The sequence below is a fragment of the Enterobacter sp. DN genome (assembly GCF_046054285.1).
GTDB classification, from domain to species: Bacteria; Pseudomonadota; Gammaproteobacteria; order Enterobacterales; family Enterobacteriaceae; genus Enterobacter; species Enterobacter hormaechei_C.
Window position 1 is genome coordinate 574,148 of record NZ_JBJJTG010000001.1, and the last position, 13,779, is coordinate 587,926.

The 13,779-nt window shown below is 56.7% G+C and carries 9 protein-coding genes; 3 read left to right on the top strand and 6 right to left on the bottom strand.

The genetic code is table 11. The features are described from left to right. Positions 1–4 precede the first annotated feature (4 nt). From tssM to ACJTMZ_RS02675, 5 genes are read right to left on the bottom strand one after another with little or no spacing between them, the layout of a single operon-like run. Entirely contained in the window at positions 5–3,625 is a 3,621-nt protein-coding gene (gene tssM, locus ACJTMZ_RS02655) for a type VI secretion system membrane subunit TssM (RefSeq protein ID WP_408626816.1), read from the bottom strand. A gap of 2 nt (positions 3,626–3,627) precedes the next feature. Continuing rightward, positions 3,628–4,866, bottom strand: a complete 1,239-nt coding sequence (locus ACJTMZ_RS02660) for a DotU family type VI secretion system protein (RefSeq protein WP_063449587.1) — start codon at positions 4,864–4,866, stop codon at positions 3,628–3,630. A gap of 17 nt (positions 4,867–4,883) precedes the next feature. Further along, a complete protein-coding gene (tssK, locus tag ACJTMZ_RS02665) occupies positions 4,884–6,227 on the bottom strand; it encodes a type VI secretion system baseplate subunit TssK (protein WP_015570328.1) in 1,344 nt (447 codons plus the stop codon). A gap of 28 nt (positions 6,228–6,255) precedes the next feature. Then, positions 6,256–6,759, bottom strand: a complete 504-nt coding sequence (gene tssJ / locus ACJTMZ_RS02670; protein WP_022648418.1) for a type VI secretion system lipoprotein TssJ — start codon at positions 6,757–6,759, stop codon at positions 6,256–6,258. Between the two features lie 23 nt (positions 6,760–6,782). Next, a complete protein-coding gene (locus ACJTMZ_RS02675) occupies positions 6,783–7,277 on the bottom strand; it encodes a hypothetical protein (protein ID WP_006810964.1) in 495 nt (164 codons plus the stop codon). Between the two features lie 847 nt (positions 7,278–8,124). On the opposite strand from ACJTMZ_RS02675, the gene ACJTMZ_RS02680 reads away from it, so the two are divergent. Together ACJTMZ_RS02680 and gap are read left to right on the top strand one after the other, a co-directional pair. Then, positions 8,125–9,105, top strand: coding sequence for a helix-turn-helix domain-containing protein (locus ACJTMZ_RS02680; RefSeq protein ID WP_252010656.1), 981 nt, complete (start codon positions 8,125–8,127; stop codon positions 9,103–9,105). Between the two features lie 78 nt (positions 9,106–9,183). After that, positions 9,184–10,194 carry a type I glyceraldehyde-3-phosphate dehydrogenase gene (gene gap, locus ACJTMZ_RS02685; protein ID WP_015570325.1) on the top strand — a complete coding sequence of 337 codons (1,011 nt, stop codon included), beginning with the start codon at positions 9,184–9,186 and terminating at the stop codon, positions 10,192–10,194. An 87-nt stretch (positions 10,195–10,281) separates the two neighbouring features. On the opposite strand, the gene ACJTMZ_RS02690 is transcribed toward gap, so the two are convergent. After that, entirely contained in the window at positions 10,282–11,619 is a 1,338-nt protein-coding gene (locus ACJTMZ_RS02690; RefSeq protein ID WP_047733770.1) for a carbohydrate porin, read from the bottom strand. 437 nt (positions 11,620–12,056) lie between these two features. Here ACJTMZ_RS02690 and ACJTMZ_RS02695 point away from each other — a divergent pair, with 437 nt between their 5' ends. Beyond that, complete coding sequence (locus ACJTMZ_RS02695) at positions 12,057–13,739, top strand: alpha,alpha-trehalase TreA (RefSeq protein ID WP_252010657.1); 1,683 nt, start codon at positions 12,057–12,059, stop codon at positions 13,737–13,739. Positions 13,740–13,779 lie beyond the last annotated feature (40 nt).

The window sequence follows — 13,779 nt, forward strand, 5'->3', positions numbered from 1 at the left end:
GCGGTTATGGGCATGAGAAACGGGGAAGCTGGAACGGGTTGCGGATGCTGTTCGGGGCAAACTCCAGCGTAACCTGATGTCCGTCGACGTTGAAGGTGGCCTGACGGCTCAGGCTACCCGCGCCAGGGCTGGTGCGCGCCTTGTCGAAAAAGCGGTTGAGCGCCCAGGAACCGTTAGTTACCAGCGTTGCGGTGCTGCCATTGGCCAGACCGAGCTGCATACGCACCTGGTTCGTCCCGCCCGGCCCCGGCCAGGTCATGATCTGCACCGCCTGCGGACCGTGGCTGTAGCGCAGCAGCTGGCCGTCCACGTCCAGCGTCAGGTTCAGAATGGTGTTGTCCATCCGCACGGTGCGCACCGTGACCTTAAAGGATGGCGTGGTCGCGCCGTTGGCAAAGAAGGCATCGCGGACAGACTGCGCCTGCTGGAACGGACGCAACAGCCCTTCGCTGCCCGGCAGCGTTTTACCGTCGATGCCCGGCATAAAGCGCCAGTTCGCCTGGGTGGTGTCCACCTTGTTGGTCAGGTTGTCGCGGAAAAAGGTGTCCATCAGTCCGGTGCCCGGCGCGAACATGCGGGCGAGATCGTCCGGCGTCACCTCGGTGCTGGCGCTGCGCACCAGTGGATAACGCCCGGCAATCGCCTGACGGCAGAACCCACCCACTTCCACGTTAATGCGCTTACGCACGTTCTCCAGATCGCGACGCTGGGTATCGCTGCTGGCGCCGACGGCCATATTGCTGAACATGGTTTGCAGCCCGCCCGGCAGACGGCCCGCGCTGGCTTGCAGGCGGCTGATTGCATCGCCGCCCGGCGCGGGCATACCGCTGTTTGCCGCATCCTGAACGGCGGTCAGGTAGCGATAAAGCTCGTCAACCTGCTTAAGAAAATCGTCAAAGACGATGGTCTTGCCACCCTTCTCCAGCGGCTGCGCCAGCTCAATCATCGGCGCATAGTGGTCGGTCACCAGTTGCTCAGGCACCTGCGTCACGACCGCGCCCTGCGTCGGGGCATTGTCACCGTTGCTGAACAGCGCTTCCAGCGTGCGGGTGGCGCGGTTGCTTTGGTCTTCCGCTTTCTGCGCATCTTCCGGAGCAGGCGCAGTGCGCGACAGGGTCAGCACCTTGCTCAGGTTAAGCACCAGACGGCGCAGCGGCGAGTTGGTGCCTGAAAGCAGGCGCGCGGTGTTAATACGCTGGGAAAGATCGGCGCTGTTGTTGAGCTGAATGTCAGCGAGAAAGCGATCCCAGTTGACGATAAAGTCGCGCATGTAGAGCTGGCGCACGGCGTTGTCGATCTGCTGTTTATCTTCCTGGGCGGTGGTCGCTCCCAGTACCCAGGCGTCGTCCTCGTGCAGGGCGGTGGTCACGCTGTCGATCTGGTCGTTGAAGCTCTTCCAGTAGCCGTCCGGCGTATAGAGGCCCGGTACGCCTTCACTCACCGGCTTGCCGCTTTTACGGGAAAACACCAGCTCGCTCTGCGGGCCGCCGAGATCTGAAAGCGAAACCGGCTTCAGGTTCTCATCATGCTCCAGCAGACGTTTCAGGCGGCCATATACGCGAGTTGAGAGCGGCTGCTGGTTGATAAGCGCCCTTTCACGTGCCACCAGATCCTCATCCTGCGCATACGGTGAAGCCTGAATTTTTGGCTCCAGCAGCTGCGTCAGGTGCCATTCCAGCTCCTGAAGCTGCGCCTGCGTCACATTCTGCGGCAGGTTGCGTTGCAGGTTGAGCATCACCCACGAGTGCAGGAATTTGCCGTCATAGTGCTTGGGCTGGTAGAGCATCTGATAGGCTTTCAGCGCCTCATAGCTGTACTCCACGTCGCTGCCGTTGTCGTTGCGCAGCCAGGTGGTAATGTGCATTGCCACGGCGGGCAGCAGCATCTGATCCAGCGCCTTCTGATACAAAGACTGCGAGGCATCGCTGACGTCATCCCCGCGATAAAGCCCCATACGGCGGGAAACCGGCGGGTCGTTAACGTCGAAGGCATCGCTTTTCGGCAGATCCACCAGGCTGTTAAGCAGCGGCAGAAGCACAAACAGATCGCGCTGGGGCTGGTTTTGCAGCGCCTTGCTCTGCTGCTCCAGCATCGGCACTTTTGCATCCACCTCTTCCAGATAGGCTTTATTCTTGGCGTAGCTGGTCAGCCACAGGCCACCCAGGATCACCAGCAGAGCGAGCAGCGCCGCGTAGCCGGACCACATCACCGCGCGGTTGCGTAGCTCCCACCAGCGGTTTTCCCCGGCGATGCCCGCTTCCTGGAAAATGACGTTTTGCAGCAGGTTTTTAATGAAGAAGCTTTGGCCCTTCGCGCCCGGGATCGGCGCCTCTTTGCTCACCGAATCCCAGCGCGTGCTTTCCCCCCCTTCAGGTAAGGAGAGCGCGCGGTTCAGCTCGCCCATCACGCGGTCAAACGGCATCCCTTCCTGAGTGCCACTGGCAAAGTAGATGCCGCGCGGCGAAAATTCGGTTTCGAAGTTTGAACGGGCAAAGACCGTGCTCAGGTAGTCTGCCAGCAGCGGACGCAGCGCGGCGAACTCCTGCGGGAAGAGATAGGCTTCCGCACGGGTTTTGGCGTCATGCTCTTTGAGCATGGTTTCCGGCAGGCCGGCGTCCAGACGCTGTTGCAGCAGGGAAAATTCCTGCTGGAAGTTGCCCATCAGGTCGTAATCAGCGTGTTTGGTCTGCTCCCACGGCAGCGTAAAGCCCCAGATCTGGTCGCGCTGGGCTTTGTCGTAATCCGCAAACCAGGCGCGGAAGCCTTTAAGCAGGTCCGCTTTGGTCACCATCACATACACCGGGAAGCGAATACCCAGCTGTTCATGCAGCTCGGAGAGACGCTGGCGCAGGTTGACCGCCTGCTGGCGCGAGGCCTCAGCGGACTGCGAAAGCAGGTCGGAAATGCTGATGGTGATAATCACGCCGTTAATGGGCTGGCGACGGCGGTATTTACGCAGCAGGTTGATAAACTCCAGCCACTCCCCGGCGTCCTGAACCTGCTCGCTCTCCTGAGTGGTGTAGCGCCCCGCGGTATCCAGCAGAACCGCCTCGTTGGTAAACCACCAGTCACAGTTGCGCGTGCCGCCAATGCCGCGCAGCGCGGTTTTACCGAAGCGATCCGCCAGCGGGAATTGCAGCCCGGAGTTGGCCAGCGCGGTGGTTTTACCTGAACCCGGCGCGCCAATAATGACGTACCACGGCAGCTGATAGAGGTACTGTGTGCTGAAGCGCTGCGTCCACTGCGCGCCATGTCCCGCTTTGCTGAAGTGGGCTTTTTTCAGCATCTGGGCGGCTTCATCGAAACGCCCGGCAAGGATCTGCTCCTCGCTGTTCAGACGTTTCTGCGGATCGGCCGCCTCCGGGCTGGTGGTATTTTCGTTGAGCTTGTCCATCAGCTTACGGTTCAGCCAGGCGTTATACAGCCGCGGCAGAATGTGGCTCTGGGCCCAAATCAGGTAGACCACCGCAATGCTGATGACGCGGTTCTGCTCTGATTCAAGGGGCCGGGTATCCACGATGGACAACAGCGGGCCAATCATCCAGATGACCGCCGCGAGCGCCGTTACGCCCAGGAAGCTCCACAGAATGCGATTGGTCAGTATAGAAAGTAGAGTTGTCAGCATCCTTAGTTTCCTTGCGGCAATCCGTTCAGCTCGGCCTGGGTATTGTCAGGCGATACCAGCAGCGTAATCTCTACGCGGCGGTTACGGGCGCGATTTTCAGGCGTGGTGTTAGGCGCTACCGGGTTGATCTCACCCCGCCCTTCGGCTTTGACGCGCTCAGGCTGTGAGAGGCTACCCTGGAGCTGTTTTTGCACCGAACGGGCGCGCTCAAGCGAGAGTTCATAGTTAGAAGCGAAGCGTGCGCTGCGGATCGGCACGTTGTCGCTGTACCCCACCACCAGAATTTTGCCGCTGACGTTATTCATCGCCTGGGCGATGCGGTCGATGACCGGCTCATAGCGATCGCGCACCACCGTTGAGGCCGAGGCAAAGAGTCCGTCCCCTTTCAGGATCACCACGCTGCGATCCGCCTCATCCTTAACGGCCACCAGACCGGCTTCAATTTCTGGTTTCAGGAAGCCGCGCAGGTTCAGCACCGCCGGCAGCTGACGCGCAGGCTGCTGGATGGTGGTTTCCGGCAGTTGGGACTGGTAAATTTTCGCCAGCACCGGGCTGGTGTTATCACCCAAACGCCAGTTCAGCACGATATAGAACAGGCAGGCGATAAAACCGACCAGCGCCACGCACGCCCAGAGTGGGATCATTGGCCGCCAGAGCTTGCGCAGAACGGGGCGATCTTCCGGATGCGGCGAGAGCGGCGGCGGGTAGCTGCCGCGCACGCCACGGATCATCTGCCACAGGCGCTGTTTGATGGTTTCAAGCTGGGTCCGGCCATTGTCCAGCACGCGGTAGCGGCCTTCAAAGCCGAGCAGCAGACAGTAGTTGATCATCTCCAGCAGCAGAATGTGTTCGCGCGGATTCTGCGACAGACGCGCCAGCAGCTGGAAAAACTTCTCACCGCCCCAGGTTTCGTTATGAAACGTCACCAACAGACCATTGCTTGACCAGACGCCGCTGCTTCCCCACGGGGTCAGCGCGGCGGCTTCGTCCAGCGCCGTGCAGAGGCAGTAGCGCGCGCCGACAATCACTTCATACGGTAAGCCCGCCTGCTGGCATCGCACTTCGAAACGGCGAATTTCGTCAATCAGGCGCTGGCGCAGCCCGACCTGATCGTCGTGGGAAACCGAATGACGGATTTGCGGAATCGCATTGAGCAGCGGATTGGCGGCCGCCACCAGCTGATTGTTCCCACTGGCTCCGGTAAACACGGCATCACTGCCGGTATCCTGTCGTTCCTGCATATTAAGCGCTCGCTTTATTATTCTGTCGGGCTACGGATGGCCCAGAACTCCATATCGAGACCCGGGAACTCCCCTGCGAGATGCAGCGCGAATGCCCCGGACTTGTCCATCTCGTGCCACAGTTCGCTGCCCCTCTCGAGCTCGAAATAGCTGTAGCCTGCATGCCACGGGATCTGCGGCGGCGCGACGGGCATTGCCCGAAGCATGATGCCCGGCAGCTGGAGCTGAACCAGATCGCGAATTTTCGACACTGGCGCAACCTTCATCTGGGCAGGGAAATGGGTTTGCAGGTGTTCGCCGGGGACATTGGCTTTTACCGCCAGCACGAAGCCAAATTCGCGGACCATGCTGGTCTCCGGCACGGTGGCGATGTTCAGCCCGTGGGAGCGTTCGTGCAGCGGCAGCTGGATGGCATGATCTTCCATGACCAGCGACAGCCCCTGGCGCAGCATCAGCATAAGTTTGCTGAAGCAAACGGCGAGATCGTCATGGTCGTAGACCGGCAGTATGCTCTCTGCGGTACGCTGCGGCGTCCAGGTGGCGAGCTCCGTGGCAAACGGCAGCCAGCTGCGCCAGAGCGCTTCCGGGTGAAGCAGCGGCAGCGTTTTTAAATGTGAGACGTCGCCAAGGTGGCGGTTGATCAGCGAGAGAAGCGTGAACTCAACCATCTCGGACGTATTGAAACGCCCCGGCTGGCGCAGTCGACCGCCGATCTGCTGGCTACGCTGCACCAGCAAGCCGTGCAGGTCATTGATCATGCCGTACAGCTGCGGGCTGTTATTGGCGTTCAGCATTGGCGGAATGTAGCTGTTATCCAGCCGCACGTGGTTGTCGTTGCGTTTTTCGGTGACGTACGCCACGCCGATGGCGGTCCATTCTGCCGTCAGATCTTTCTCCAGCATCAGGGTCAGACGCAGGCGGCCAAACTGGACCGTCGCCTCCCCGACCGACATGGCGTTGTCGTCTTCCACCTCTTGTTCAAAGGTAATAAAACGCGCCAGAGAAGACTGCTCCTCGCTGAAAATCACCTCTTCACGGCCACCGCGACGAACCGGCAGCGCAAGCACCACCTTTTCATTGGTCAGATTATCGGGGATTTTTAGCGGAGCCGGACCGTTGCGGTCGCTGCGAACCTGGAAAAAGGTGCCGTCAGGCAGCAAACCGCTACAGTAGCTCAGGGCAATACAGCCCTGGCGAAGCATCGCTTCATCCAGCTCAAGGTCGAGAAAGCCCCAAAGATACGATCGCTGCAAGGCCCCCCACTCACGAACGTGGTTGAGGAGGTAGCTTTCTGTCCGCTGAAAATGGTGGGGACGCAGGAACATGCCCTCGGTCCAGACGACCTTTTCTGCTTTCGTCATGATGATCTCTTTCCTGTTATGAAGGGCGTTACTGGCTGATGACCCGGATACCATTTACGTCAAGAAAGACGCTGGCCTGGAGTTCATCTGCGGACCATTTCCAGAACTGGTAAATCGCGTTTTCGCCGGGAACAGGCAAAGGAAGTGAGACGCGCCATTTTTTGCCGTCCAGCGCCTGGTATTCCGCCATCACGCCGATATAGCGCGCTTCCGGTGAGCTTTGTCCGCTCAGGGTTTTCGAAAGCTGGCCCGGCATCAGGAAGAACACATCGCTGTTCAGCAGATTCGCGCCAAGCGTGGCTGACGCGTTGTTCTGTAAGGAGTAGAAGTCACTGGACATGAAATCCGCATCGGATTTCAGCAGCAACACTCTGACCTTAAGCGGTGCAGAATCATTGATTTGAGGATGAGCCTGAAACTGAAGATTGTAGCGGGAGGGGTCGCTGTGTGAAGACGACGTACAACCACCGATCAGCGCGAGAATCAACGCAAAAAAAGGGAACCACATCCGATGAAAATTTTTATTATTCATAAAAATATGCTCGTGAAACCCGTTTAGTTCAGGATCCAGGTACCGTTCGCGCTGTCTTTGCAGGCTTTGCTGTTGCCATCGACATCAACACAGGTGGTTTTCTTACGCGCTTTCGGGCGCAGTGCCTGTTTACGCACGGTGGCTTCGTACTGGTCAGCCTTGATCACGGCACGCATCGGCACGTAACCAATCAGCTGTTCACTCCCTTCATCGGCCAGCGCCATCCAGAAATGTTCAACCTGCCCCAGCACAACGTAAGTTTTGCCGGTCTCAAGCGTACGGATCACTTTTCCGCCGTAGTCAGGACGGCTCATCAGGGATGCCGGGTACATGGCACGGTACGGTTCATTCACCTGAGTGAACTCCGCCGGAGGGGTAACAGCGTGACGGTGCGTCAGCGTGATGCCATTCACCTGGCTGGTCACAATCGTATCATCGGTGATCGCTGGTTTCTGCGGCGCCTTACAGCCCGCCACCGCCATAACAAACAGAAGTGATAACAATACGCGCAGTTTCATATGCTTTTCCGTAGCGATATTTAGAGGATGAAGAGAGGGGATAAAATTTGACTTAGGTGCTATTGTTAAAATAGTCGGAATATTTTCAGCAGGTAACTATTTTAAGGCATAGCTACCGCACGAACCCGACAGAAATGGGCCCAGCATGCTCCTGACATATTTTGACAAACGATAGACAAGTTTACATGAGCTTGTCATCAATTCAATATTTCCCACCTGCTTAATGGCGTTTAATGATACGCCCAATGCATTATAGGATTAATCTCATAAAAAATGCGCACTTAGGTAAAATCGTCTTTTTCTTAGACAGATTTCGAGCATAACTCTATGAAAATTAATGGCTAAACAGGAAAAAGAGAACCACTATCATTAACGTAACCCCTTATTATCTCCACTACCATAATTAGTAGAATTTCATTTTTTCTGTGCGCTGCGGGATATATCTGGGATATTTTCATTGTTGCATTCAGAAGATAACTTTTATTGTGCACGAGCGTCCCGCATTAACAAATGGCGGCTAAGAAAATGGCAGGAATTTAATTTCGCGATCCGAAATAACCTGAGCAAAATTCCCCTTTGGGGTTATTTTTTGCACCTAAACAATTAAGCCCGGCTACATCTTTTTGCTCTCTCATCGTTCAGCGCGCTCCCTTGCAGCCCATAAACTGGGGGGTTCAGCGGCGCTGACAGTGAACCTCACGCAAGAAGTTTTACCGTTACTACATATTTAATTTACTTCTTCCCAACATCTGCCGTTCTACTCTTTCACCCGGCACGCCTCATTTGTCTCTTCTACAATGTTCGCTCTCCTCTTGACTTATTTTGTGATAAAGGTACTTTTCAGGACATGAAGAAGATCCTGATTATCGTTCCCGATGGTGGCATGTTGTTTGAGGCCGCCGGTATCGCCGACATTCTGATGCAGGCCAACCGGCTGCACCCGGACGGCCTTGCGCAGCCCCGCTACCGCATCATTATCGCCACCACCCAGCCTCACCTGGTGATCCACGGCCAGTCCGGCTTAAACCTGCTGGCGGACTATCGCCTGCCGGAGCTGGATCCGCGCGAGCCGCTGGACACGATCATCATTACCGGTCGCGGCATGAATGAGCAGGAGAGCACCGCCGTGGTGGACTGGCTGCACCTTGCCGCGCCGCATGCGCACCGCGTCGCCTCTGTCTGCGGCGGGGCCCTGCTGCTGGCACAGGCCGGACTGCTCGACGGGCGCCGGGCAACGACCCACTGGCGGCTGCTGGAAACCCTGAAAACCCGCTATCCTGCGGTCAACGTTGAGGGCGGCCCGCTCTATGTTCAGGATGGCCCCGTCTGGACGTCGGGCGGCGTCAGCTCCGGGTTTGACCTGACGCTGGCGCTGGTGGAGGATGATTACGGCTTCACCCTCGCCCGCAACGTGGCGCAGGATATGGTGATGTACCTGCGTCGGCCTGGCGGCCAGCTACAGTTCAGCCGCTATAATCTGGAGCAGTCCGGTGCGAGCGGACCGGTCAGCGAACTGCAAAGCTGGATCCTGCAAAACCTCACCGCAGATTTGTGCGTCGAAAGGCTGGCCGAACGGGTCGCCATGAGCCCGCGCAATTTCACCCGCGTGTTCACGCGTGACGTGGGCGTGCCTCCGTCCCGTTATGTCACCGATGCGCGCTTGGCCGCCGCCCGACAGCTTCTGGAGCAGACCCAGGCTCCGCTTGAGGTCATTGCCGAAAAAAGCGGGTTTGGTACTAGCATCAACCTGCGCCGCGTTTTTGAAAAGCAGCTTCATCTCACGCCGGGCGAATACCGTCAGCGCTTCCACTGCCGCAGAATGGCGTAATATGATCCTTTTTTGTCATTTACGCCATCTGACCTGACGCCTACAGTAACTCCAGACAACACAGATAAGGAGTGCATCATGGTTAAGGTCGGTATTAACGGTTTCGGCCGTATCGGACGTAATGTCCTGCGCGCGGCGCTGGGCAACCCGGATCTCCAGATTGTGGCCATTAACGATCTGACGGACAGTAAAACCCTCGCCCATCTGCTGAAATATGACTCTCTGCTCGGCACGCTGCCGGTGCCTGTGGAAGCGGCGGACGGCGCGCTACAGGTTGACGGGCAACGCATCACCGTATTTAGTGAACGCGACCCGGCAAACATTGCGTGGAAAGACGCAGGCGTTGAGGTGGTAATTGAAGCAACCGGCTTCTTCACCGAACGTGAAAAAGCGGCGGTGCATATCACGAGCGGCGGCGCAAAACGCGTCATTATTTCCGCCCCGGCTAAAAATGATGATCTGACGGTGGTGATGGGTGTGAACCACACGCTGTACGATCCGGCCCAGCATTTTGTGGTCAGCAACGGGAGTTGCACCACTAATGGTCTGGCGCCAGCGGCGCAGGTGCTGCACCAGCAGTTTGGCATTGAGCACGGGCTGATGAACACCACGCATGCCTACACCAACAGCCAGGCGCTGCATGACCAGCCGGAAAAAGATCTGCGCGGCGCGCGCGCGGCAGCATTATCCATTGTGCCTTACTCCAGCGGCGCGGCAAAAGCGCTCGGGAAAGTGATCCCCGAGCTTGACGGTAAACTCACCGGGTATTCTCTGCGCGTGCCGGTTCCGGTGGTGTCGATTGTCGATCTGACGGTGACGCTGAGCCGCAACGTGACCGCCGAAGAGGTGAATGACGCGTTCCGTCAGGCTGCCGCCAGCGGGCCGCTGAAAGGCATCCTGGGCTACAGCGATGAACCGCTGGTCTCCCGTGATTATCAGGGCGACCCGCGCTCATCCATCATCGACGGGCTTTCAACGCTGGTGATTGGCGGGAATATGGTGAAGATCCTGTCGTGGTATGACAACGAGTGGGGCTTCTCGAACCGTCTGGTGGATCTGGCGGTGCTGATGGATAAGAAAGGGTTGTAGCCGATCGTATTGCCGGGTGACGCTTGCGCATACCCGGCCTGCAAAATGGCCCCTCTGCCTGCTAACAGAGGGGCATCATGACACTCTTCAGAAATAATATTTAAACCGCACACGACCGCCATAACGATCGTCGTTCTTATCGCTTCCCTTTTTCGGCGACGCGTTCACCCACGAAGCGTAGGCGCCCAGGTAAATGTTAAAGTTCTTCATCTTCATTACGTTGGGAATAAGGTACGACGCATGGACAGTGTGAATATCATACTCACCCGGATCGGTGATCCAGCAATCATTCTCACACTCTGCGTCAAAGGTTGAAGTGTTAAATTCGTCGATTTCGTTATGCGCATAAATATAGCCCAGCTCAGCGTTACGCCACAGGGCATTGACGCCGGAGGTGAAGTCCGTTTCGTCTGCGGCGTCAAGATACGCTGTGTTGAGATTCACGACTATGCCATCCTCAGGATCGGCTTTCAGACCATCCCAGGTCATCGTGAATCCGTAACCGGTGCGGTCAGACTGATCGACCCAACGACCCGCGTCATCCCGATAGCCATAAGCATTGTTGACCAGATTGGTTTCCATGGCGACGGCCGTTGAGAACGGGCCGTCCTGCCACGAAATAACTGGCCGGACATAGGCGACGTTCTTATCATTTTCCAGTTCCGCGCCATGGTAGCGCTGGTCGACGTACAGATCGCTGCCGTCTTTGAACAGCGTATTCAGCTCGAAATACCAGTTATCCAGCGTTTTACTCATCAGGAAGTTACCGCCGCTGTCGGTACGGCCACGCCCCTCTTTCAGCATATAAATGTAACCATAGCCGTCGCTATAAAGATCGTCCGCTGTATTGCCTGAGTATTCAACAAAGGTATCCTGGTTGAGCGGGAACATATCGTAGGCTTCAAAACGTCCAACTTTAATTTCCCAGTCGTTTTCTGCGCCAAAGAAAAATACCGCATCATCAAGGTACATTTGCCCTGCCAAATCGCCCAGTGGTTGTACAGAAAATCCGGAAAAATGGCCGTTATCCATTTTTCGATAACCATCAAACCCCAGCAAAATACGACCATTAATATCCCACCGTTCTTTATCTCCCGGTGCCCAGTCGCTATTAGCACTTTGCTTAACAGAAGTCAGACTGCCGGTTTTGCTGGCAGCATCCATATTAAACTCCACATCGCCATAAAATTTTATATCTCCAAAGCCCGAAAGCGTCAGCTTCGGTGGTGCGTCTTTATTGACGGGCTCTTCTGACTGGACGACCACGGGAGCAGCATGCTGACTGGCCGCCTGCTGTTGTTTCAACGCCTCGATTTGCGCCTCCAGTTGCGCCAGTTTTTCATCTACGCTCGTCGCGCTTTGTGCCGCAAAAAGAGAGCCAGAACAGAGTGCCCCCACGAGGACAACCATTTTTTTTAATTGCATAGAATCCATCCTGAAATAAAAGTGAATACCCGAAGTGATGGGCCACTCTATTTCGTCCAAATGTTTTTCGGCAGGCTATTATGTTTTTTGTTATGTCGGTTATGTTTTTTACTTTGTGTGACCTTCACGGAAAGTTATTCGCTGAATGTAATAAAGAAACACAACCCCGTTCACAGAATTAAAAAAGGTTGCAACCCATAAGCCTGGTCAATATTCATAGTGTGCCCTGACAGGATATTTAATTAAAATCATTCCCCAAAAAACATTCCCCGAGTAAATAGTTTTCGGCGCGCTTCTCACGTCCGGGCGCGGCGGTAAATTGTCTGGTAATGCGCAAAATGGGATATCTAACACGCGAAGCGGGCAATATTCGTCTAAGGTTTTCAGGTGATTGACGACAGCGGTGACGCTGCCCAGCGACGAATGGAGATGAACCGATGATAAAAACTCGAATGCTACGCCCTGGCTTGTTACACCTTACGTTGGCAGGCGCCCTACTCGGTGTTACCGCATTTGGTTATGCTGAAGACCAGCCAACGAGCCAGCAAAGCTCACCTGATATTCTCCTTGGCCCCCTCTTTAATGAAGTACAGAGCGCCAAACTGTTCCCGGATCAGAAAACCTTCGCGGATGCCGTTCCCAAAAGCGACCCGCTAACCATCCTGGCGGATTACCGGATGCAGCATACCCAGTCCGGTTTTGACCTGCGCCACTTCGTAGAGATGAACTTTATCCTGCCGAAGGAAGGTGAGAAATACGTTCCCCCTGAAGGCCAGAGCCTGCGCGAACACATAGACGATCTGTGGCCTGTACTGACCCGCACCACTGACAAAGCGAACAAATGGGACTCCCTCCTGCCCCTGCCAAAGCCCTATGTCGTGCCGGGAGGACGCTTCCGCGAAGTCTATTACTGGGACAGCTATTTCACCATGCTGGGGCTGGCCGAGAGCGGCCACTGGGATAAGATCGGCGACATGGTGGACAACTTCGCTTACGAGCTTGATACCTGGGGCCATATCCCTAACGGTAACCGCAGCTACTACCTGAGCCGCTCTCAGCCGCCTTTCTTCTCGCTGATGGTGGAATTGCTGGCCACGCATGACAGCGACGCGTTGAAGAAATACCGTCCGCAGATGGAGAAAGAGTACGCTTACTGGATGGAGGGGGCTGATGGGCTCCAGCCTGGTCAGGCGAACAAACGCGTGGTGAAGCTGGATGACGGCTCGATCCTCAACCGCTACTGGGACGATCGGGACACGCCGCGCCCTGAGTCGTGGCTGGATGACGTGACCACCGCCAAAAATAACCCTAACCGTCCGGCCACCGAGATTTACCGCGATCTGCGCTCTGCCGCGGCCTCGGGCTGGGATTTCAGCTCCCGCTGGATGGACGATCCACAGAAGCTGGGTACCATCCGCACCACCAGCATCGTGCCGGTGGATCTGAATGCGCTGATGTTTAAGATGGAAAAACTGCTGGCCCGCGCCAGTCAGGAAGACGGCGATAACGCCAGTGCAAGTAAATATGACGCGCTGGCCTCCGCACGTCAGAAAGCCATGGAAAGCAACCTGTGGAACGATAAAGAGGGCTGGTATGCGGATTACGATCTGAAAACCGGGAAGGTGCGTAATCAGCTGACGGCCGCAGCCCTCTTCCCGCTGTATGTGAAGGCCGCATCACAGGATCGCGCGGATAAAGTGGCCGCAGCCGCGTCGTCACGCCTGCTGAAACCGGGCGGTATTTCTACCACCACCATCAACAGCGGGCAGCAGTGGGATGCGCCGAACGGCTGGGCGCCGTTGCAGTGGGTAGCGGTGGAAGGGTTGCAGAACTATGGTAAGCAGAAAGTGGCGATGGACGTAACCTGGCGTTTCCTGAAAAACGTTCAGCATACCTACGATCGCGAGAAGAAACTGGTTGAGAAGTACGATGTCTCTTCGACCGGTACCGGCGGTGGCGGCGGTGAGTATCCGTTGCAGGACGGTTTCGGCTGGAGTAACGGCGTGACGCTCAGGATGCTGGACATGGTCTGTCCGAAAGAGAAGCCGTGCGACAGCGTACCGGAGAATCAGCCTGCGGCAAACGATGATGTTGCACCTGCGAAACAGGCGGCGCAGTAGCGCCCCTCACCCTGACCCTCTCCCCGGTGGGGCGAGGGGA

Bases quoted from the DNA above. Each gene is read 5' to 3' on its own strand.
- ACJTMZ_RS02695 (WP_252010657.1), top strand. From the start codon at position 12,057: ATGATAAAAACTCGAATGCTACGCCCTGGCTTGTTACACCTTACGTTG.
- tssJ (WP_022648418.1), bottom strand. From the start codon at position 6,759: ATGAATAATAAAAATTTTCATCGGATGTGGTTCCCTTTTTTTGCGTTG.
- ACJTMZ_RS02660 (WP_063449587.1), bottom strand. From the start codon at position 4,866: ATGCAGGAACGACAGGATACCGGCAGTGATGCCGTGTTTACCGGAGCC.
- tssM (WP_408626816.1), bottom strand. From the start codon at position 3,625: ATGCTGACAACTCTACTTTCTATACTGACCAATCGCATTCTGTGGAGC.
- ACJTMZ_RS02675 (WP_006810964.1), bottom strand. From the start codon at position 7,277: ATGAAACTGCGCGTATTGTTATCACTTCTGTTTGTTATGGCGGTGGCG.
- ACJTMZ_RS02690 (WP_047733770.1), bottom strand. From the start codon at position 11,619: ATGCAATTAAAAAAAATGGTTGTCCTCGTGGGGGCACTCTGTTCTGGC.
- gap (WP_015570325.1), top strand. From the start codon at position 9,184: ATGGTTAAGGTCGGTATTAACGGTTTCGGCCGTATCGGACGTAATGTC.
- ACJTMZ_RS02680 (WP_252010656.1), top strand. From the start codon at position 8,125: ATGAAGAAGATCCTGATTATCGTTCCCGATGGTGGCATGTTGTTTGAG.
- tssK (WP_015570328.1), bottom strand. From the start codon at position 6,227: ATGACGAAAGCAGAAAAGGTCGTCTGGACCGAGGGCATGTTCCTGCGT.